At 33.9% G+C, this 20,113-nt stretch carries 25 protein-coding genes, 2 tRNA genes and 1 pseudogene; 11 read left to right on the top strand and 17 right to left on the bottom strand.

Features of this window, described 5'->3' with window-relative positions; genetic code table 11:
* Positions 1-37 precede the first annotated feature (37 nt).
* Positions 38-133: transfer RNA gene (locus SSOP1_RS00810), tRNA-Lys, on the top strand.
* A 287-nt stretch (positions 134-420) separates the two neighbouring features.
* Here the strand turns inward: SSOP1_RS00810 and SSOP1_RS00805 are convergent.
* From SSOP1_RS00805 to argC, 11 genes are all read right to left on the bottom strand, one after another.
* Positions 421-1,356 carry an NAD-dependent epimerase/dehydratase family protein gene (locus tag SSOP1_RS00805; RefSeq protein WP_009990390.1) on the bottom strand — a complete coding sequence of 312 codons (936 nt, stop codon included), beginning with the start codon at positions 1,354-1,356 and terminating at the stop codon, positions 421-423.
* Between the two features lie 39 nt (positions 1,357-1,395).
* Entirely contained in the window at positions 1,396-1,704 is a 309-nt protein-coding gene (locus SSOP1_RS00800; protein ID WP_009990389.1) for a signal recognition particle subunit SRP19/SEC65 family protein, read from the bottom strand.
* Complete coding sequence (locus SSOP1_RS00795; RefSeq protein WP_009990388.1) at positions 1,685-2,086, bottom strand: 30S ribosomal protein S8e; 402 nt, start codon at positions 2,084-2,086, stop codon at positions 1,685-1,687. The genes SSOP1_RS00800 and SSOP1_RS00795 overlap by 20 nt, the downstream gene beginning before the upstream one ends.
* A gap of 43 nt (positions 2,087-2,129) precedes the next feature.
* The gene (gene uppS / locus SSOP1_RS00790) at positions 2,130-2,918 is read right to left on the bottom strand and encodes a polyprenyl diphosphate synthase (RefSeq protein ID WP_009990387.1); all 789 of its coding nucleotides are present in this window, start codon (positions 2,916-2,918) and stop codon (positions 2,130-2,132) included.
* A complete protein-coding gene (locus tag SSOP1_RS00785; RefSeq protein WP_009990386.1) occupies positions 2,903-3,943 on the bottom strand; it encodes an N-acetyl-lysine deacetylase in 1,041 nt (346 codons plus the stop codon). Before SSOP1_RS00785 ends, uppS begins: the two co-directional genes overlap by 16 nt.
* The gene (gene lysJ, locus SSOP1_RS00780; protein WP_009990385.1) at positions 3,891-5,057 is read right to left on the bottom strand and encodes a [LysW]-aminoadipate semialdehyde/glutamate semialdehyde transaminase; all 1,167 of its coding nucleotides are present in this window, start codon (positions 5,055-5,057) and stop codon (positions 3,891-3,893) included. The genes SSOP1_RS00785 and lysJ overlap by 53 nt, the downstream gene beginning before the upstream one ends.
* Entirely contained in the window at positions 5,054-5,905 is an 852-nt protein-coding gene (gene lysX, locus SSOP1_RS00775) for a lysine biosynthesis protein LysX (protein WP_009990384.1), read from the bottom strand. The genes lysJ and lysX overlap by 4 nt, the downstream gene beginning before the upstream one ends.
* The gene (gene lysW/argW, locus SSOP1_RS00770) at positions 5,902-6,072 is read right to left on the bottom strand and encodes an alpha-aminoadipate/glutamate carrier protein LysW (protein WP_009990383.1); all 171 of its coding nucleotides are present in this window, start codon (positions 6,070-6,072) and stop codon (positions 5,902-5,904) included. Before lysW/argW ends, lysX begins: the two co-directional genes overlap by 4 nt.
* A 66-nt stretch (positions 6,073-6,138) precedes the next feature.
* Positions 6,139-6,567: an HTH-type transcriptional regulator LysM gene (gene lysM, locus SSOP1_RS00765; RefSeq protein ID WP_009990382.1), complete on the bottom strand. Its 429-nt coding sequence runs from the start codon at positions 6,565-6,567 to the stop codon at positions 6,139-6,141.
* The gene (locus tag SSOP1_RS00760; RefSeq protein WP_009990381.1) at positions 6,560-7,354 is read right to left on the bottom strand and encodes a [LysW]-aminoadipate/[LysW]-glutamate kinase; all 795 of its coding nucleotides are present in this window, start codon (positions 7,352-7,354) and stop codon (positions 6,560-6,562) included. Before SSOP1_RS00760 ends, lysM begins: the two co-directional genes overlap by 8 nt.
* 1 nt (position 7,355) lies before the next feature.
* Positions 7,356-8,414, bottom strand: coding sequence for an N-acetyl-gamma-glutamyl-phosphate reductase (gene argC / locus SSOP1_RS00755; RefSeq protein ID WP_009990380.1), 1,059 nt, complete (start codon positions 8,412-8,414; stop codon positions 7,356-7,358).
* Positions 8,415-8,470: 56 nt separating this feature from the next.
* Between argC and SSOP1_RS00750 the strand changes: the two genes are divergently transcribed.
* Positions 8,471-8,896 (top strand): hypothetical protein, encoded by a 426-nt coding sequence (locus tag SSOP1_RS00750; protein ID WP_009990379.1) that lies wholly within the window; start codon positions 8,471-8,473, stop codon positions 8,894-8,896.
* Here the strand turns inward: SSOP1_RS00750 and cedB are convergent.
* Together cedB and hxlB are read right to left on the bottom strand one after the other, a co-directional pair.
* Positions 8,876-10,678, bottom strand: coding sequence for a DNA import protein CedB (gene cedB, locus SSOP1_RS00745; RefSeq protein WP_009990378.1), 1,803 nt, complete (start codon positions 10,676-10,678; stop codon positions 8,876-8,878). The genes SSOP1_RS00750 and cedB overlap by 21 nt on opposite strands.
* 42 nt (positions 10,679-10,720) lie before the next feature.
* Entirely contained in the window at positions 10,721-11,350 is a 630-nt protein-coding gene (gene hxlB / locus SSOP1_RS00740) for a 6-phospho-3-hexuloisomerase (protein ID WP_009990377.1), read from the bottom strand.
* Between the two features lie 549 nt (positions 11,351-11,899).
* Here hxlB and SSOP1_RS00735 point away from each other — a divergent pair.
* Both SSOP1_RS00735 and SSOP1_RS00730 read left to right on the top strand, forming a co-directional pair.
* Complete coding sequence (locus tag SSOP1_RS00735; protein WP_014511497.1) at positions 11,900-12,193, top strand: hypothetical protein; 294 nt, start codon at positions 11,900-11,902, stop codon at positions 12,191-12,193.
* Positions 12,168-12,953: a carbohydrate kinase family protein gene (locus SSOP1_RS00730; RefSeq protein WP_418344679.1), complete on the top strand. Its 786-nt coding sequence runs from the start codon at positions 12,168-12,170 to the stop codon at positions 12,951-12,953. The genes SSOP1_RS00735 and SSOP1_RS00730 overlap by 26 nt, the downstream gene beginning before the upstream one ends.
* Here the strand turns inward: SSOP1_RS00730 and SSOP1_RS00725 are convergent.
* Both SSOP1_RS00725 and SSOP1_RS00720 read right to left on the bottom strand, forming a co-directional pair.
* Positions 12,928-13,821, bottom strand: a complete 894-nt coding sequence (locus tag SSOP1_RS00725; RefSeq protein ID WP_009990374.1) for an NAD(P)-binding protein — start codon at positions 13,819-13,821, stop codon at positions 12,928-12,930. The genes SSOP1_RS00730 and SSOP1_RS00725 overlap by 26 nt on opposite strands.
* A 22-nt stretch (positions 13,822-13,843) precedes the next feature.
* A complete protein-coding gene (locus SSOP1_RS00720) occupies positions 13,844-14,161 on the bottom strand; it encodes a hypothetical protein (RefSeq protein ID WP_009990373.1) in 318 nt (105 codons plus the stop codon).
* 55 nt (positions 14,162-14,216) lie between these two features.
* Here SSOP1_RS00720 and SSOP1_RS00715 point away from each other — a divergent pair, with 55 nt between their 5' ends.
* Positions 14,217-14,474, top strand: coding sequence for a hypothetical protein (locus tag SSOP1_RS00715; protein WP_029552539.1), 258 nt, complete (start codon positions 14,217-14,219; stop codon positions 14,472-14,474).
* On the opposite strand, the pseudogene SSOP1_RS17335 reads toward SSOP1_RS00715, so the two are convergent.
* A pseudogene (locus SSOP1_RS17335) lies at positions 14,463-15,699 on the bottom strand (anion transporter). The gene SSOP1_RS00715 and the pseudogene SSOP1_RS17335 overlap by 12 nt on opposite strands.
* Positions 15,700-15,829: 130 nt before the next feature.
* Between SSOP1_RS17335 and SSOP1_RS00700 the strand changes: the two are divergent.
* The 4 genes from SSOP1_RS00700 to SSOP1_RS00685 all read left to right on the top strand — a co-directional run bounded on the left by SSOP1_RS00700 (position 15,830) and on the right by SSOP1_RS00685 (position 17,812).
* Positions 15,830-15,926, top strand: a tRNA-Lys gene (locus SSOP1_RS00700).
* A gap of 426 nt (positions 15,927-16,352) precedes the next feature.
* Complete coding sequence (locus SSOP1_RS00695) at positions 16,353-17,168, top strand: integrase (RefSeq protein ID WP_009990371.1); 816 nt, start codon at positions 16,353-16,355, stop codon at positions 17,166-17,168.
* On the top strand, positions 17,161-17,367 hold the full coding sequence (locus SSOP1_RS00690; RefSeq protein WP_009990370.1) for a hypothetical protein: 207 nt from the start codon (positions 17,161-17,163) through the stop codon (positions 17,365-17,367). The genes SSOP1_RS00695 and SSOP1_RS00690 overlap by 8 nt, the downstream gene beginning before the upstream one ends.
* A gap of 196 nt (positions 17,368-17,563) precedes the next feature.
* Positions 17,564-17,812 (top strand): hypothetical protein, encoded by a 249-nt coding sequence (locus SSOP1_RS00685; protein WP_009990369.1) that lies wholly within the window; start codon positions 17,564-17,566, stop codon positions 17,810-17,812.
* A 215-nt stretch (positions 17,813-18,027) separates the two neighbouring features.
* On the opposite strand, the gene SSOP1_RS17330 is transcribed toward SSOP1_RS00685, so the two are convergent.
* Complete coding sequence (locus SSOP1_RS17330) at positions 18,028-18,186, bottom strand: hypothetical protein (protein ID WP_009990368.1); 159 nt, start codon at positions 18,184-18,186, stop codon at positions 18,028-18,030.
* 259 nt (positions 18,187-18,445) lie between these two features.
* Between SSOP1_RS17330 and SSOP1_RS00680 the strand changes: the two genes are divergently transcribed.
* Both SSOP1_RS00680 and SSOP1_RS00675 read left to right on the top strand, forming a co-directional pair.
* The gene (locus SSOP1_RS00680; RefSeq protein WP_009990367.1) at positions 18,446-18,598 is read left to right on the top strand and encodes a ribbon-helix-helix domain-containing protein; all 153 of its coding nucleotides are present in this window, start codon (positions 18,446-18,448) and stop codon (positions 18,596-18,598) included.
* A 248-nt stretch (positions 18,599-18,846) separates the two neighbouring features.
* Entirely contained in the window at positions 18,847-20,064 is a 1,218-nt protein-coding gene (locus SSOP1_RS00675; RefSeq protein WP_010922900.1) for a bifunctional DNA primase/polymerase, read from the top strand.
* The last annotated feature ends 49 nt before the right edge of the window (positions 20,065-20,113 follow it).

Here is a 20,113-nt window from a genome sequence, read left to right as displayed (position 1 = left end):
TTTACTTTATATATTATTTAAAGTAGTTTTTATTGTTGGGCCCGTAGCTTAGCCAGGTAGAGCGACGGGCTCTTAACCATGTAAGAAAAGCGGAGATACCCGTAGGTCCCGGGTTCGAATCCCGGCGGGCCCGCGCATCAAATTTCCTTAAAAAATTAGTTAGACATTCTCACTCAGTTCACTCATTAAAGGCTTTTTCCTGACAGGTTCAGAGTTTGAGTTTATAGTCAAGAGGATTAGATACATATAATGTCCATGACCATAATATAATGTTGATTTTTCAAAATTATTTTTACTATCCGCATATTACTTACTTTTCGATCATAAAATAATATTTATAGTAATTTATTTTTTATTTTCTTCTCACATAACTTTCACATATTCCTTAAAATTGATGAGAGATATTAGGAAGCATATCTATCAATAGACTGACTTGTAACCATATAACAAATCTTTTACGGCTTGTCTAATCACTTCTCTGGAACTCATTTTGGGTGACCAGCCTACTTCCCTTGATATTTTTGAGATATCTAATAACATTAATCTTACGTCTCCTGGCCACCCTCTTCCATCAGCTGTCGGATTCTTATAAGTGATTCTTGGACTTAATTTCATTTCATCTATAACAATCTTAGCAATCTCGTCTACAGTAATTGAATCATTATTACCTATGTTAAAAACGTCATAAATCCGGTTTACTTTTTTCTCTAACATTACGAACGCCTCTATTAAATCATCGATATACAGATAACTTTTTCTTTGTTTTCCATTTCCTAAGATCTCTAGTAAATTTGGATTATCTTTAAGCTTTTTTATAAAGTCAATTACTACTCCATGGCTTACTCTGCCACCAGTTATGTTTGCTAATCTTGTGCTGATACTTTTTATGCCATATTGCTCTGCGTAATATTTTACTATATTCTCACATAATAGTTTAAATAATCCGTAATTGGAAATTGGCTTAAGTTCTTCTGATTCTGGAGTTGGAATCTTACTTGTCTCTCCATAGACAGTAGATGATGAGGTAAAGATTACTTTTTCTGCATCTACTCTCCTTGCTAGTTCCATTACATTTAACGTGACTTTGACATCCCTTTCGAAATGCTCCTCCACATTTATCATAGACGTTCTTACGTCTGGATTTGCAGCTAAATGGTAAATTATCGGATTTTTTTCTAGTTTCTCTACTAGTTCTCCCATGTTTTGACGTAAGTCAAACATTACAAATTTAGCCTTCTCATTTCTGTATTTGCCATAAGATAAATCATCAATAACTATTACTTCTAAATTTTTTGAAATTAAATAATCGACTAGATGTCCACCTATGTAACCAGCACCACCTGTAACTATGTACATATGTAATGGAAATGGATTCCTTTATTAAACTTGATGTTCTTAATTACTTTTATTAGGATTAGTTTGTCTCGTTCCCATAAGTGCGTTGTGTATTATTTTTAACGTGTAATTTTTACTTTTAACTTTCTTTACCGCTATCAAAAAATTAATCTTTCTATCTCTAGGATATTTTTTATTTTCTATAACTATCGGATCTAGACCAAGTTCCCTAAGTGTTGAAACTAATTCTTCGGTTTTTATTTTATACGGTATCCTAGCCAGCCGTCTTCCCTTAGACCTAGTTGGTGAGAAAAAATATGAAGGCCAGATAACTATTCTGTTTTCTTCTTTAAGATCTCTGAGACTCATTCTTTAAGAGCACCGCATTTATTACTCCATCTTGTCCTGGTCTAGACGTAACTACAGCTAATCCTGCCTCAGTCCTAATTTTAGCTCCTCTTATTATTATTCCTCTTCTAGCCAATTCTTTGTTTGCTGGTGTTTCTAAGATCTCAAGAATCTTAACTTTTTTTGCAGTATTTGTAGCTGGGTCTAACACATTTGCAGTTGTGGTGTATTTTAATCTAACTTTAAAGTTTCCACCGAGTGTCCTATCTTTTATTCTTATATCTTCTGCTGATAGTGTTGTGAATGTAGGTGGATTTCCAATTTCATATTTTCTCTTATCTCTGTGCTTTCCTTTTAAACCACCGGTAATTTTCCTATTATCTGGACCTTGGTAAAATCCCATAATTTACGCCTCTTTAAAAGTGTGTAATAAAGGATTAAAAAACTTAGGCCCCAAAGTTACGTTTTCTTTTTTGAAACGACCTTATTGCTCTCCATAGATCGATTTTTCTAAATTCTGGCCAATACGCCTCACAGAAGAATAACTCAGAGTATGCCACGTGCCAAAGTAAAAAGTTACTAATTCTCACTTCACCCGAAGTTCTAATTACTAGATCAATATCTTGTAATTCACTATCATAAAAATATTTTCTAAACGTTTCTTCATTTATCTCACTTTTGACAATTTTTCCATTTCTATAATCATCCAGAAGTCTAACGACTGCATCTAATATTTCTTGTCTACCTCCATAGCAAATAGCTAACGTAAGTTTTCTTTTATCATAGTTTGAGGTTTTCTCTACTACTCTGTTTAGATAATCAATAAGATCTTTTGGTAATTTATCTAGTTTACCTATTGCACTTACTTTAACTTCATACTTATCTACGATGGGATCTTCTAGTAAATCTTGTATACCTCTCTTAATATATGTTGTTATTATTGATAGCTCATTTTGTTTTCTCTTGTCACAATTTTCTGTAGATAGCACAAAAACTGTTATATTTTTTATACCAAGTTCTAGCAACCATATTAAGACCTCTTTCAATTTTTTATAACCATAGAAATAGGCGTCATTAAGCGAAAGATTATTATCTCTAGCCCATCTTCTATTTCCATCTGGTATAATTCCCACGTGATCTGGCAATGGACCATTACGAATCTGATTCCATAATACTAACTCATACAGTTTATAAATAGGCTTAAAGAGAAGGCCTCTAGTTAGATCTTTTGCCATAGCTCTTCTATTGCCAACATATAAGTTTTTACTCCTATATATATTTCATCCAAGCTAATTTTTTCTTGAGTAGTATGTTCTAGCATAGAATTTCCAGGACCATATGTTGCTATATTTGTTGTTATCCTCTGCAATATATTCATGTCACTTGTTCCTGCTTTTTTAACCAGTCTTGGCTTTATATTTTGTTTTAATAACGCCCTAGCTAAGGACTTTACTACTGGATTATTTATACTTACTTTTACTGGCGGCGTTTCATCAACTATTTTAAGATTACATTCTGGAAATTTGTCGGTGATCTCTTTGATTAAATCTTCTCTCTTATTATTTATTGCATATCTTATATCCAAATGTAGATATAATTTTGCTGGTGTGACATTATAAGACTCTCCTGCACGGATTATTGTTGGTACTATTGATGGTTTATCGTAGTTTTCAGGCTGTTTATAAACTTCAATTATCTTTTTAGAAATGTCCACGATCAGATTGTTCTTAGCTGACGAAGAGTGTTCCGGAGTACCTTCACACATTATATCTAGTTGTATTGATCCTCTGTACTCTACTACTATATCAGTAGCATTCGATGGTTCTCCCACAATTATATATTTAAAATTGTAATTTTTCGCTATAAGTTCTTTAGCTCCTATACTCGTACTTTCCTCATCTGCTAATCCGCTTACCCTAACTTTTATTCCTTTCTCATTAAGTAGCCATGTAGCTATTATCATACTTATTAATGGACCTTTGGCGTCTACTGCGCCTCTCCCATAGATTAGTTCGTTTTCTATCTTTGGTTCAATATACCCATAAACAGTATCTACGTGAGACGCTAACAGTATATCTCCTTCTCCTAGTATAAATGAATTTGAGTCTGGTAGAATCTCAAGTTTAAGGTTTAAGTCCTTGGAAATTTTCTCAAAGAATTTTGTAGCGTTTGCTTCACTCTTTGACGGTGTGTATATTGATAAAAGATCAAGAAGCAACTCTTTTGCTTTCTGTTTCACTAATTCCTTTTCTTGTAGCATCTGAAGCCCACTCCATATCTGATTGAGTTATTAAATACGGAGGTAGGAATCTTATTGTTGTAAGTCCTGCTTTTAATGATAATACCTTCTCATCTTGTAAGACTTTTATAGCAATCGAAGGATTGACCTTTAAATCTATTCCTATCATTAATCCAAGTCCCCTTATTTCTCTAACTATTTTGAAATCTTCTAATTTCTCTTTTAGAATTCTCATAAATAGTTCTCCTTTCTTTTGAGCTTGTTCTGCAATCTTCTCGGACTTTGCAACTTTACATGCTGCAGTAACTGCAGCGGCTGCTAATGGATTTCCCCCATAGGTAGAACCATGATCACCTTCCTCTATTTTCTCACTTATCCAATTTGGTAAAAATACTGCACTTACTGGGAAACCTCCACCAATAGCTTTGCCTGCTGTTAGTATATCTGGTTTTATATCAAAATGTTGGTATGCCCATATTTTACCAGTTCTACCGAATCCCGTTTGGACTTCATCTATAATTAACAGAGCGTTAACCTTTTCCGTAACTTCTCTTAAACTCTTTACAAACTCTTTCTTAGCTGGTATTACACCCCCTTCACCTTGTACTGGTTCTACTATTACTGCAGCCGTATCTTCCGTAATACTCTTTAGAGAATCTACATTATTATATTCTAAGAATTCTACTGGGCCGATTAATGGTTCAAAAGGTTCTCTATATTTCTTATTCCAAGTTACTGATAGGGCACCCATACTTCTTCCATGGAAGGAGTTTTTAAATGCAACAATTTTTCTTCTTTTGGTAATTTTTCTAGCAATTTTTAATGCCAACTCTACTGCTTCAGATCCACTATTCAAAAGGAATAAATTATCTAAGTCCTCTGGTTTTAACTCATCTAGTTCTTTTATCATCTCTTCTCGTATTGGTGTATCAAAAGCTAAGGAAAGAGTAGAGATTTCCTCCATTTGCTTTTTCAAATGATCAATAATAACTTTATTTCTATGACCAAGAAAGGCTACTCCATGCCCCGCGTGCATATCCAAATATTTATTGTTCTTTTCATCCCAGACGTATTGCCCTTCTCCTTTAATAATTTTAATTCCTCTGTCTTGATAGAATTTTAATAACTTTATCATTTTTTCACCCATTCCGCTGCCTTTTCTAAAAGGAATTTTGATACATTAAAATTGTTTACTCTTACAGTATTTTTGTATTCTGGTACTCCATTAACTTCATCTACGAGGTATCCACGATCCTTATCTTCAAAAATGTCTATTCCTAAAAAGAAACCCCCTATTATGTCCTTTACTTTTAATGCGAGTTCTCTGAGTTCCTCATCTATTTTAAGAGGATAGGCCTTTGCACCTAATGCAGTATTGGTTCTCCAATTGTTTTCGTTAACTCTGTAAATTCCAACTGGCGTCTCGTCTCCTATTACGAATATCCTTATATCTCTATTTGGTTTGTTAACGAATTCTTGTATATAATATATATCCTTATATTTTTGCGTGCTAAACTCTTGATACTCTAGATAGCTATATAGTACGTCTAAGTTATCAGCTTTAGCTACCATTCTTCCCCAACTTCCTTCAACAGGCTTTATAACTACTGGATAGCCTAGCTTTTTTGAATATTCTATTGCATTTGTCTTATCGAATGCTATGAAAGTTTTAGGTGTTGGTATATTATGTCTAGCTAAAATATAGGTAGTAAAAATTTTGTTTTCACATCTAATTAAAGTCGTGTGGTCATTTATTACAGGATAGCCAACTTGTTCTACTAAAAATGAAGTAATAAGGGCTCTGTTATGTGATACGTTTCTTTGGATAAAAAGATCTGTATCATTATCGATAGTAAAATCATTTGAAAAAAGGACAAAATCCTTACTATATATAGTAGCAACTTGATAACCTAATTTTTTCCCCTCTTCAATAAGGTTTTTTTCCTCCCATCTGGGCATGTCATATAGAATTCCTATTTTCACTCTCCCCAATCCTCACCTATTTGCTCTGCTAGTCTAAGTGACAATTTGCCGTTTTGTTTTACAACTTCTAATTGAGCTCCGCATTCATGTTCTACAAGTTCTCCTGGTAACGCATCGTCTTCTACAGTTATTTCTCCACCACAGATAGGACATTTTAGATTTACCATTGAAGGTCAGTTAGATACTAACTTAGTTTTGTGTAGAAAAAGTTTTTAGTAATAAGTGGTACGATTTTAGAACCAGGTTCTAAGGATAATAGTACTATTTGTTCCCACAACACCTTGAATGCTTCTAATCTCATCTATTGTCCTATTGATTGATGTAATGTTTGTCCCTCTAACTATTACTAGAATATCATAATCTCCAGTAGTTTCATATACTACTTCAACTCCTGGAATTTTTGCTATCTTTTTAGATATTTCTGGTGTCGGTATTTGTGGCGTAGATTGAACCATAACTATTGCTCTAATCTCATTTTCTAGCTCATATTCTATAGTAAATCTCTTAATTATACCTTGCCGTATTAATTTCTCTATTCTTTTTCGTATTGCGGCTTCGCTTACCTTAAGCTCCTTGGCTATCAATGTGTAAGGTGTTCTGGCGTTCTTTTTCAGAATCTCTAATATTTTTAAATCACTTTCATCAATATTTGCATTACCCATTCGCTATCACCGTCCCATTGAGTTCTAATGCATTGATAATTGGTCTATCTTTAACTCCAGACCCTATTATTACTTTATTAACGCCGTTCTCAACACTTTCGGCAGCCATTAGTAACTTTCTATTCATTCCAGGTCCTATTTTTTTCGAAAGCTCTTTCGCCTCGCTAGGAGTAAGCCTGTTAATTACTTTTCCTTCTACTAATACCCCTTCAACATCTGAAAGAAGTATTAACACGTTTGCTCTCAAAGCTTTACTTATAGCAAATGCGGCTTGATCTCCGTCAATATTTAGTGGAGTTCTCTCTTCAACATCTAACGCTATAGGTGATACTACTATTATATCAAACAATTTAACTAAATGATTTATAATTTCACTCCTCACTTCTTTTACTTTCCCCGTATATCCACCCTCAATTATCCTTTTCTTTCCTCTTTCGTCTATAACGACTATTCTTTTCTTTCTTTCTGCCAGCAGTAAACCCCCATCGACGCCAGTAATTCCTATAGCGTTTTTACCTAAGCTGCACAATTTTGAAGTAATTGATTTATTTATAAGGCTCATTGCCATAATGTAAACTTCTAATTCTTCTTTTGTAGTGTATCTGCTTCTTATACCTTCTGGTGATGTTACGAAAACTGGTTCAATTCCTAATCTTTTAGTGTAGTCTGTTACGATGTCTCCTCCTCCATGCACCAAGATTACCTTGTCATTTATATTTAATATATCTAAAATTATCTTATCTAATGAATTCTTAACTACTCTTCCACCTATTTTAACTACTATCATTTTAGGCAGGCCTCAAGGGTACTAGTTTTAATCCGTCATCTTCGTTAAATCCCATAGAAATATTGAAAGCTTGGACAGCTTGGCCAGCAGCGCCTTTCATTAAATTATCTATAGCGGAGAACGTTGTTAGTCTTGAAATTCTCTTTTCTACAGCGAATCCTATATCAGCAAAGTTGCTTCCGATAACGAATTTTGGATCAGGATATGGGTGTATGTTTCCCCTAATTATTCTAATGAATCTCTTACCCCTATAAAACTCAGCTATTTTTTTCCATATTTCAATCTCTTCTAGTTCATTAGTTAACCACGTATGTGCAGACGCTAAGGCTCCTCTGATGCTACTCACTGCATGAGGGACAATACTCACGCTTATATTTGCTTTAGCTATTCTAGACAGTTCTTGTTCAGCCTCTGCTGCGTGTCTATGCCCTTCAGCTTCATAAGGTCTAATTGCATTTTGTCTCTCTGGATGATGGCTACCTTCTGATGGTTTTGCTCCTCCTTCGCTACTGCCTACTTTTACGTCGCTGATGAACTTTTTCTCGTCAGTTATTTTTGTTGCCACAATTGGGGCTAACGCTAGTATAGTTGCAGTTGCATTACAGCCTGGGGATGCTATAAGTTTAGCATTTTTTAATTCCTCGTAATGTAACTCTGGTAGCCCATATACCGCCTTGTCTAATAGATCTGGATAAGGATGTTCATAATTGTACCATATTTTATAAAGTTCTGGATTTTTGAGTCTAAAATCTGCACTTAAATCCACGACTGTCAATCCTAAATCTAGTAATTTAGGCGCGTAATTTAACGATACTCCATGAGGTAGAGCAAGAAAAATTGCGTCAGCTTTGTCTGAGATCTTATCTATTGAGAAATTTGTAAAATTAAGAGATATTAGTCCTCTTAAATTCGGATGTATCAATGATACTGGTTTTCCCGCATATTCTCTAGAAGTTATGACTGATATTTCTGTCTTCGGATGTGTAACTAATATTCTTAGTAATTCTCCGCCCGTATATCCTGAACCTCCAACTACGGCAACTCTAACTTTATCTTTCATTAAACTAACTATTGCAGTTTAGGTTATATATAGTTTAATGTATATAGATATTTGTGATGAGTGTTAACACTGATGAACTAAAAAAATTCCTTGAGAGTAAGATTACAAGCTTAAGAAAGGAATTGGAATTTTATGAGTTTCTATTGAGTATTATAGAATCCGGTTATATACCTACCATAAAAGGTAATAAAGGTAGCATAGAATATATAAAGAATAAGAAGGGTGAAATTCTAGCCGAGATTTATTTTACTCCACCTGTAGCAAAATTTGTTATTAAAAACAAAATCACGTTAAGCAAGTCATATTTTTCAGCCTTAAGTAAAATTCTAGAATCAGAGAAGGAATTAAATAAAATAGATTATACTATTGAAATGGATAAAAACGATATACGAGAGATAGTTCTAAAGAATGTAAATAGCGATATAATCTATAACAAAATAAAAACAGGTATACAAGCTATTTTAGAACGAGCTACCGGCTAAGGTATTTAATTTTATAATTACTGGCCTAGGATCTCCTAAAAATCTTACGAGGGCCTCTCCTCTATTCATGAATATCAAATTATTAGATAACGTATCGTTATCAACATTAACGAATCTCCTTATCTCCTCCCAGAATTTTTTATCTCCATTATTCATAAATACTGATACTCCTATGTTATCTAAATATATATTGGCTAGGTCACCTAGATCTTCTAAATTTTGTGTCGCCATTATAATGGAAATTCCATATCCTCTTCCTCTTTTTATCAAGTCTGCCACAATTGGATAATCTTCCGATTCGTTTTTTAAAATAGTCCATGCTTCGTCTAACACTAAGAATACTCTTGGTTTATCATATATTTTTTCTAATGAAAATTTATTATATAATTCCTGTATAAGTGTATATATTATGAGTCTTTTTATTTCTTCACTCTTAATTAGAGTGAGATCTATCAGATTAATCTCATTCTCATTAACTCCATGTAATAAAGGTGGTAATTCCGAATCTTCCATTGAGGATAAGATGTTTATTAATTTGCTTAGATAGTACTTTAGTTGTACATCATCTATTTCACTTAAGTATTTCTCTAAATCTTTCCATTTAATTCTATATTTTAAGTAGCTAATATCTATTAATCTATTTAGATAATTGTATAAAATGGAGGAGTTAAACTTGCTTAATCTGAAAGAATTAAGAAGTATTTTCTCGATTTGAAGTAACTTAATCCTAATTGGGATATCATACTCATCAAGAAGTCCTAGCCTATAAAATAACGGATTTATTAACTGAAATGGCACTTTATACATAGAAAGCCTATATTTTATATCCCCTTTTACGTCAAATAGGATTACGGTGCCTCCATAGATCAGATTTAGTATTGTGGAAAGCCAGATTAAAAACTCGGTCTTACCTGAACCAGTAGGTCCAACAATTAATAGATGACTGTTCTGGCTTTTGGTTATATTCCAAAATACTAATCCATTATTATTTATATCTTTTCCTAGTAGTACTCCATCAATTATAATACTACTTTTGGGTTTTTTCTCTACGGATATCGGTGTTAGATATGGAATCTGAGTAGGTAATGCAATCTTGTTAAGATTTAATTTTGAATGAAAAAAATCCCTTACTAACTTCTGTATTTCATGTAATGTGGCTAGCCGAGTTTTTATGCCAAGACCTTCTAGTCCTTGTCTGATCATGGATGCAGTAGATAACGCAGAATTTTTATCTCTAGAGTTAATGATAATGTACATTTCATATCTAAATGGATTCTCGCCGGATTCGATTCTTGATATTATAGTTTCCATCAGCTCGAGCTTTCTTTTAGCTTTCTCATTTGAAGGATCGCTATCAATCATTATTCTAAGTGCTTGTATTTTCTGTGAAAGTGATTCTATGTATACGTTTTTATCTAAGCTCTCTCTCTTTAATACTATATTAATATCCTTTGCTATATCTAAAATTTTATGGAAAGATGATATAAATGATCTTAGGTTAGAATTTGTAAAATCTTTATAATCCATTTGTATATCATCTATTATTAAAACCGCACTAGCGTTCTTTTCATTGTAGAATACTCCATCTTCAATACTATACGGTTGTATTTGTTTTGTATTCTTTGATAGAAAAGCAAAAATCTTCTTCTCACTCTGAAATACAAGTAATACTATAAAAATAAGTGGTATTATGTATATTAACTTGTATAAAAACATTAATACTACAAGCAGCGATACTATTGATAATCCAACGATCTTTGCGGTAAAGTTTTCTATACCCATATTTATTCTATAAATTAAAAATTATGGGTGACTGAAGAGAAACTATAGTTCAATATTTGCATGAATTAACCTCAAATCTTCTTCAGTCTTCTTCAACCTTATCATGAGCTCTGCTACAATACCATCTAAGAAAATTTGCGTAGTATCCTCAAATAGTGTACCTAATGGTGCTAACGGCTCAGTTATTCCAAGTATTTGTCTAGCGAAATAGTCCTCATTCTTTGAGTATTTTGTCCTACCTGGAATTTCGATTACCACATCAGATATTTTTGCTAGGGGACTATCGAAATAACTTGTTATTGATATTAATTTAGCTCCGGCTTCTTTTGCCGCTTCTGCAGCTGTCAGAATTAGTTTAGTTCTACCAGAACCTGAAATAGCAACTACTATATCGTTCTTTCCAATAGCAGGTACTATGGTTTCTCCTAGAACATAGGAGTTAAAACCTAAATGAAGTAACCTCATAGCAAAAGCTCTTCCTACTAGTCCGCTTCTCCCAGCCCCCATTACCAATACCTTTCCATTTCGGTTATTTTTATAGAAATTTTCTAATTCATTTACCATCTTAATTGTTTGTTCTGGTTTTATTGCTTTAGCCGCTCTGAGTATAAACTCAGCTATATCGTACATTGTCTTTAAAGAAAGAGGATAGTCATCGAGAGAAGATGACAAATTAGAACCGCCAATTATTATCTTACTTTGCTTATTATATAAGCATTGCTCTTTCTGATATACTCTGTTCTTAGATCAATTATATTGAATTGAGATTTTGTTTTTCCTCTTATATTCATCTTATGTAAAAGCGTATTTTCTCCGCATAATTTGCTTATTCCTTTCCTACGATACAGAGAATGGGACAGAGATCTCAAATATTCAATTATGACTATCTCAACTATTTCAAATTCGATAGAGAGAGGGCAACTTACCGGAGGGAGTCGGTATAGTAGTCTAGAGGAATTTTCCCTTAACTTATCTTATACCCTAAAAATGCTAAGACAAATTCTATTTAATAGTATTCTTTATGGTAACGTTAAAAATAAGTCTTTATAAAAATTTAATATAATTCTTATATGTCGGACATACATCGGATGGTGTGAATATTACTGAATTTAAAGAAAGCGGTATCAGTAATTTATTTAAAGTATCTTAAATATACTGATGGTAGTTCGGAAAGAATGGGTACTTAATATTATATATTTAATCTACATAACTATACTATCAATGTCAACGAGATGGCTACCTAAGTGGAAAGCTATAGAGATTGATTATAATAATAAGAAAGTCACAGTTTGCTATGATGAAGTTACCAGACTTTACGTTTGTCCTATATGCTCACCGAATTGTGCCAAAGGTGTATCGACCGATTATAGTACATATTTTTTCAATTTAGAAGATTTGAAAAGACATTTGGACGCCCACAAATACGGCTTATGGCTACAGAAAAAGACGAGAACTGAAGAGGAAGAAGAGGAACCTAAGCTATCAATTGGTGAAGAAGAAAGTGAAGAGGAGTAAGATATTAATAGTAGGAGGATTTACGATAGACGAGATACAAGGAAAGATAAGACCAGGAGGACCATTAATATATTCATCATTAGGCGTAATGAGAGGTGGTGGTATACCAAAACTATATGGATTAATAGGTAGAGATTTTGACTTTGAGATAGATTTTATATCTGATTTAGAGAAGCAACTGATATATGATGAATATACAATTAGGTTTAAGATTGACTTAACTAATGAAGGGAGAAAATTAATCTTACTTAAGAAGCCTAAAAATAGGATAAAAGTGATTAGTGACAACACAGTTGATGGAATCCTAGTAAATCCAGTATGCAAAGAAGTTGACAATATGAGTATTCAAAGCCCAATTCCAATAGCAGTAGATATTCAAGGTTTCGTTAGGAATTGTATAGAGTATGAGGAAATTAGGTATGAAATGGGTTTTAGATTTCCATTCAATAGTAATTACATGGTTATGCATGGTAATAGGGAAGAACTTGAATCTTCTAAATTAGAATTAAGTGATCTATTCAAAGTAGGTTTTAAGGAAATAATAGTTTCAGATGGACATAACGGATTTAATGTTTATACTAATATGCTCGCAAAATATACCTACAGACCTAGTAAAATAGGCAAAAACGAAATAGGGACAGGAGACTTTTTGCTAGGAGCGTATTTCGCGTTAAGATTAGGTGGACTTGAAATTATCGAGGCAGCTACCATTGCAGGTAAACTCACTGAGGAATTTAGCAATTCTGAATTCTTGATATAGTTTCAATAACGTCATAATTTTTCCACTCACCTAGTCTTCCACAGTTTACCATGTTTAGTGTAATCTTATGATTAATCTCGCCAAATAACAGAGCTTCTGATATTAATTTACTTCTAAAGGCTATTATTTCATCAAGAGAGATTATTTGTCTTCTTTTTAAATCTAGCATTACTCTATCTATATCAATACTCTTTTGAGTTATATCCATGAATGAGTAAACATAATATAAATCGAGATCTTTAATGATATTATCTAGCTTAATTACTACTGAGAAAGAATCCGCAGTGTCTCCGCTTAAGTAAACATTCCAGTTTTTATTATTTGTCTTCCTTGTTAATATTAGCAAAGTTAACGCTGCCTTATGCTTTAGATTTGAGCTATCTACTCCTAGTAATTTATACATTTTTTTTAAGGATGCCGTATTATATACTCTGGTGTACTTATACATATTTCCCTTGTTGGTTATGATTTTCTTATCGTCTATCCTTATCGGATATTCCTTAATTATCCTTACATTTTTAGATAAATTATCTATAAAAGCTGTTATATTCTCTATTACGTATAGTTTTCTCATCAAACCGAAATTTAACCATGTAGGTAACTTATCGCAGTATTTGCAAATTTTATCTTCAAAATAATCGTATTTTCTATGAGATAATTTCAAATCGTATTCTAGATAGTTAAATTCTATGTTTGGTAGTTTCGCAGGGTCATTTATTATTGGTAACACGTAAGGTAAATCTTTTCCGAACACGTTATCAGAAGCGAAGACGCCACCAATAACAGGTTGCTCTTCCAATATTAAATCAGCTTTAACTCTTTTACTTAATAATAATCCAGATATCCCTGCACCTATTACGACAATCATTAACTTATACTATTTATGAAAATCAAATTAAAACTTCCGAAAAATTTGGACCAGGTGGAAAATCTTTGAACTCACTCTGATAAATGTCCACTCCGTTTTCCCTTAGCTGATCTATCTTTCCGTGACTGGTCACTGCACTTATTATAAGGTCTATTATCTCGTCGTCAGTATAGTCTATGACATTTATAGTCTTACTTCCTATTTGTAGCATTGGTGTAGAACATAGTAAGCTAAACTCTGCCTCTGCATTTACGTTAGGATATGTCAATTTTAAATTATGAATAGTTTTTGTAAGTCCCAAATCACCGTTAGGCCCATAAATCAACTTTATGTGTATCATTCTATTATAGTGGCTCTATAAGGCTAAGTTTATAACCTAAAGGGATAAATAATACATTGTCATGCGTTCGTTTTTAGGTACCTTAGTTGCTTTACAAGAGGCAGCAGTATATGACTATAATAAAGATTATAAAGAGATTGAAAAAGCAATGCAAGAAGCTAAGAGAGTTTACAAGGGATTAAAAGTCAAAATCCTTAATTTATCTAATATCGAAGATAGAATGGAACTTATAGATCTGGACCCTGATATCGGGCAATATAAAGACGGCTATGTAGTAGTTGTAAAAGTACCAGAAACGCCATTACCTGAATAATACTAAAAACAAATAAATGATTATTGCATTTGGTATTAGAATCGGAATAGTATATTTCATAAATTCTACGAAATTAAATCCTTTTCCACCTCTGCTCTCAGAAGCTTCAGAAATTATTACGTTACTTGCTGCGCCTAATATGGTGAAGTTACCCGCTATAGTACTACCCGCAGCTAACGCTAGCCAATCCACCACTGTAATACCACTATGAGAGATCATGATCGGTATGTATATTGCAACCAATGGTACATTACTTAATACTTGGCTCAGTAAAATACTTACAATCATTATACTAGCCACACTATCTGGAGGGGGAAGAAAATTAGATAAATACTGTATAATCCCAGATTTTAATACTCCATCAGTAAATATGAACAATCCGATAAAAAATAGTATAGTTGGCCAGTCCATTCTTCTTACAATATCCCTCCTCTTTTCCGTTAAAAGCAGTAAGATAGATGAAGTAACTAAAGAACCCAGTAAAATATCTATTTTAAAGAAACTTAAGGAAAAAAATAATATTATGGTAACTACTAATAAGGTTAATGTCAGATATCCAAGTCTTCTATCGAAATCAACCTTTTCCTCTTCTTCTTTTTTTTATATTAATTCCACTTGGTAAAGACAAGGATTTTCTGAATAGACGAAAGAGTATAAAATAAGCAATTATTAAGCTAATTATTGAGGGTAAGGTCAAATATATTGTAAATGTAATGAAAGGGTTTTTTATTCCAGATTCTAAAGCTATGAGTAAATTTTGAGGATTGCCAGTAGGCATTATAACGCTCCCAATAGTAACACCAACAGCTAATGCATAAAGAAAAGGAACCTCAGAAACGCCTATCATCCTGCTTAATTCTAAGATGACTGGAGTCCAGCTTGCTGATACTCCATCGTTGGTAACTAAATTTGATAATAGACCAGAATATAAAAGAATATAGAAGAGAACTTTCCTAGGTTCCTTGAATTTTTCTATAATCTTATATGCAAGGAATTTCAAAAATCCAGAAACCTCTAACGCTGATGCAAATGTAAAAAGGGTAATGAGAAATAATATTACATCTAAATTTATTGATTGTAAAGCTTCTTCTGGAGATATTATACCTAGAATTACCATAAGGATACCACCAAAAAACATAGAAGCCCAAGGTGGAATTTTCGTAATACTTCTAGAAATTATAAGGCAGTATGTTATTACCATGACTATTAGTGCACTTATTAGCATGCCAGCGGTAACAGTATATTGAGTATTAATAAAATTAGTCCATGCGCTTCACATATGAAGTATAGTAGATGCAGTCGTAAAAAACCAAAGAAAAATTAATTAACCAATTCTCAATTAACTACTTACGTTTGGGCCCGTAGCTCAGCCAGGTAGAGCGGCGGGCTTTTAACCGCAAAGGGTTGCGGAAAGCAACCCGTAGGTCCCGGGTTCGAATCCCGGCGGGCCCGCGCACTATTTCTTTTTGATTTTTCTAATCTTGCATAGTAAATCTTTTGCAGAAGTATAAGTTTTTATCATTAATTTTCATCAATATGCAGTTATTCTTACGCTAGAGACTATTTGTTCTCGTTCTTTGTAATTTAAGTCTATGATTTGTTATCTGCGATTAGGAAAGTTAAATGATAAAATAGTTGTTTTGTGGACTTGTTGAATTTTCACAAAGAGTTAAGAGGTATCACAAATCTAAATCGTACGCTTTAAGATTAATTGAGAGAGAAATAAGAGCAGTTTGGTCTAAAAATATTCAACAGATTAACTATGCATAAAATAGTTAATTAACTTAAATATCGAGGTAGCGGATATGGGCCCGCTGGGACTTGAACCCAGGATCTTCGCCGTGTGAGGGCTCTAAAAAGGGAGTTGAAAGGTGCAAAATGACTCTTGTTGCCATTTTACGACAGTATAGTGCTGACTACGCCCAAGAATTTTACGACTATTTGCTGAATGAAAGGAAAATTGGCAATAAAACGGCAAAAGAGTATGTTAGTGCGGTAAATAGACCGTACAAAGAGACCGATAAATCGCAAAAGGCATACCGCATTTTTGCAAAGTTCTTAGAATCACGCGGTGTAATTTCTTCTGAAGAAATGGAAAAGATTTTACGCGTCATAAAGGTGAAGAGAAGTAATGCTGATTTATACATTCCTACGGAAGAGGGGATTAGGAAAACGCTGAAGTTGGCGAAAGAGTACAGTGAAAATGTATATTTCGTCTATAGGATAGCGTTGGAGAGCGGTGCCAGGTTGAATGAAATTTTGAAAGTATTGAAAAAGCCTGAGAAAGATGTATGCGATAGTGCTGATGATAGTAATGGTAGAATTAGAAGTAATGGTAGTGCTGATGGTGGTATCAGTTTATGTTATTATCCCCTTAGTTGGATTAGGGGGAGTAAAGGATCTTTTTACGTTTTTCACTTTTCCCCACTTCGAAAGGTAACAATAGGTGAAGGTGCTATAGCTGGCTTTGAGAGAAGAAGGGACGGTGCTGTGGCAATAAAGTATGTTAGAAAGTTCGTAGCATCTAAAATGGCTGAGTTGGGAATACCGTTAGACGTGATCGATTTTATACAAGGTAGGAAACCTACTCGCGTGCTAACGCAACATTATATTTCGCTTTTCGGAATAGCGAAAGAACATTATCGCAAATATGCGGAATGGTTAAGTAAGAGTGGGGTGTTAAGTGATGATTGATGACAAAACGTTAGTTGAGATAGCCGATTGCTTAGTGAAATACAGACACGTTGAAAACATTAGTAGCCTGAGCGTGGAATGTAGAAGAGTTGTTTGTTTTGTATTGCTGAGGGTTTATGCTGAGGATCCATATGAAGATGTTTCTGATGATGTTGAGTACTGCAAAAAGCTAATCGAAGAGAAGATGAGAGAAGATTAGCAGTGGGGTGTCCCCACAAGATCCATAGATATTGTTCTATACCCCTATAGAATTAACCACGAGTTTGAGAGATTGATAGGGCTGAGGTTGATAGGATTTTCAACACATCTTAGCCCGTGGTTTTTGTTGTTCTATACCCCTATAGAAAGCTTTTTATAATGCCTAGTAGAATGTTCTATTGGGGTATAGAAGGAAGATGGTTTGTGAGTTCCTACCAAGAAAATTCAAACAACAATTGGTTGAAATGGCGGATGATGAGGATCTGGTGGAAGTAGGATTCAAGAAAAAGACAATTTATGCGCTACGCGAAGGTAGGTTTATTATTTCAGATGAAAAGTGCGAAAAATTGGTCGGTGTGTTGGCAATGAAAAGAAAAGAAAAGTTGGTTGATGTTTTAAACACGGCGCTGAATGAGTTTAGAAGAGAGATTGAAAAGATTATCTAGTTTCTTTTTTTTTCATTGCGTTGTTGCATTTTTGAATATCCATCTGCATAAATATTTATTTGTTTGCCAATTGCCAATTGTGTTAGAAAACCGGTCTTTTTCTCTCTTCTCTCCGTTCTCTTCATCAGAAAACTAAGAATGAATGCTATTGGGCCCACCCGTGGGTTCAAACGCTCTCTTTTGCGCTCTTCCGCGTTTATTCTTCTTCTTCCCTTCTATTTTCTTCTCTCTTCTCTCTTCACTCTTCTTACTTGAATTTTTATCAGAATGAAGAGTAAAATTGTTAGACTAGGGGGAATATTAGATGTGACATATAATGATATTTTAGCCCCTTCCACATGGGCCGTCCTTTTCTTTTTTTCTATATGTTGCACGCAAAAAAGCACCTATTGCACAACAAAAGATTATTCGAGTATCGTGAAATTAATTGAATATTTCAATTTGATTGTTAACAATACAAATTTTAGCGCTATTTGTTGCCTAAACGTTACTCAAACAACTGGTTGAAGAAGTATTTAAAGATTATGTAAATATGTTGGTCTAATATTCGTAAAGTGAGCTATTCCCACGAAAATTCTCTCGACAGAGAAAATTTATAAACGCATAGGCAATTCGATTAACTTGGTGATTTAGATGGGAAGAAACCCACTGGTATTCCTAAGGTTAAGAGAAGAAGATATACAGATATTGGAAAAATTGGCCGAGTATTATGGAGTGCCACGCTCTGGCGTGGTTAGGATTTTACTGAAAGAAAAGGCTAAGGAGTTGAATCTCGTCACAAGTTAATCCGTTTTTTCCCTATTCGTCATAGATCAGGATTTGGGGGTGAAAAAGACGGCTAAATGTAAATTTATTAAACAGAATAAAAAGCCTTCATGCCCATTTGGAAGGCACTGCTTTGACGATTCATCTGTATGCGGGTACATAGGATACTATGCGGAATGTCCGCTAAGTTTTAGTGATAAGATCTACGCCGAAATTAAAGGAAACTATCACGGGGACACACCTTACACACTTCTTAGAAGAGTGAGAGCATGGACAAAATAGAGTGGGCTAAATGGTTTATTGACACGCTAGGTTTTGCGGTAATCCCAATTGACAGAGATACAAAAAAGCCGACCATACCAAATTGGCAACAGTATAGCACGCGTGCTTTGACTGATGAAGAGAAAGAGAAATTTCCAAAGATGATCGAAGAGGGGTATAACTACGGGATCCCGGGACAAATGTTAGATAAGAATCGTGCACTAGTGATTTTGGATTTTGAGGATAAGGAACTTCTCAAAGCCTGGATAGGTGAAAGTGAGCTAAACAAATTATGCCAAAACACACTATGCGTGACCACGCCACATAACGGTTTACACATTTATGCGATAACAGAAGAATTCCCGGAATACAAGTTTAATCCAGCGTTTCTTAGGGAAAATAAAAACGTAATGGATTTGCAAAGTCTAAAATCATATGTGGTAGCCCCCGGTTCTTGTATTAACCATAAGTTCTGTGATTCGGCAAAATGCCCGTGGAAAGGACAAGATTATGTTACATGTTATTACGCAGATATCACGCCGGAGAGAGCTAAAATAAATGAGATACATCTGAAAGGCTTTCTAAAGTATCTGGTAGAGAAAGGGAAGAAATTAGGAATAACACCCGCGAGTGGATTGTTAGAATGGTTAGGCGGTAACAAGAAAAGTGATACTGAAGAAGATTTTGAGAAACTAAAGGAAGAGATGAGGAAATATGATAGATATAGAGGAAAAACGTTAGACGCGATAAGAGATGAATTATGTAAGGCAATCAAAAAGAAGATTGAACATGCTGAAGAAAAAGCGAAAGAAACGCTAAATATTGCTAAAGGCGTGCTTTGCGATAAAAAGACATACGCGGATATAGGAATAGATAGAAGTAGAGGGGATTGGCATTTACTGAACTTTTTGTTAAGCCACGGGGCAACAGATCTAGACGTAGTAATGCAATTACTACCAGAGGATAGTAAGGTCTTTGAACCTAAATGGGATAAATATACGTTTCACACGGTGGCCAAAATATGGGAAAGAGTGAAGCCGTGGTTAACGGAGTTCAGAAATGGCGACAAGAAGACAGAACTTAAGCTAAGGGGGGCTTTAATAATATCTAATCTCTTAAGGAAAAAATACGTAATCAGAACTTTCTATCAAGACATGGGGCAGTGGTGTTTCACCAAATTATTTCATTTGAAAGATATAATATTAGTCCTTTCAAAAAGAGATTGATATAGAGAAAAACAATAAAATTATTATGAAACATAACATGTTAAAATAA

Source organism: Saccharolobus solfataricus (genome assembly GCF_900079115.1).
GTDB lineage: Archaea > Thermoproteota > Thermoprotei_A > Sulfolobales > Sulfolobaceae > Saccharolobus > Saccharolobus solfataricus.
This window is presented reverse-complemented; position numbering and strand designations above follow the sequence as displayed.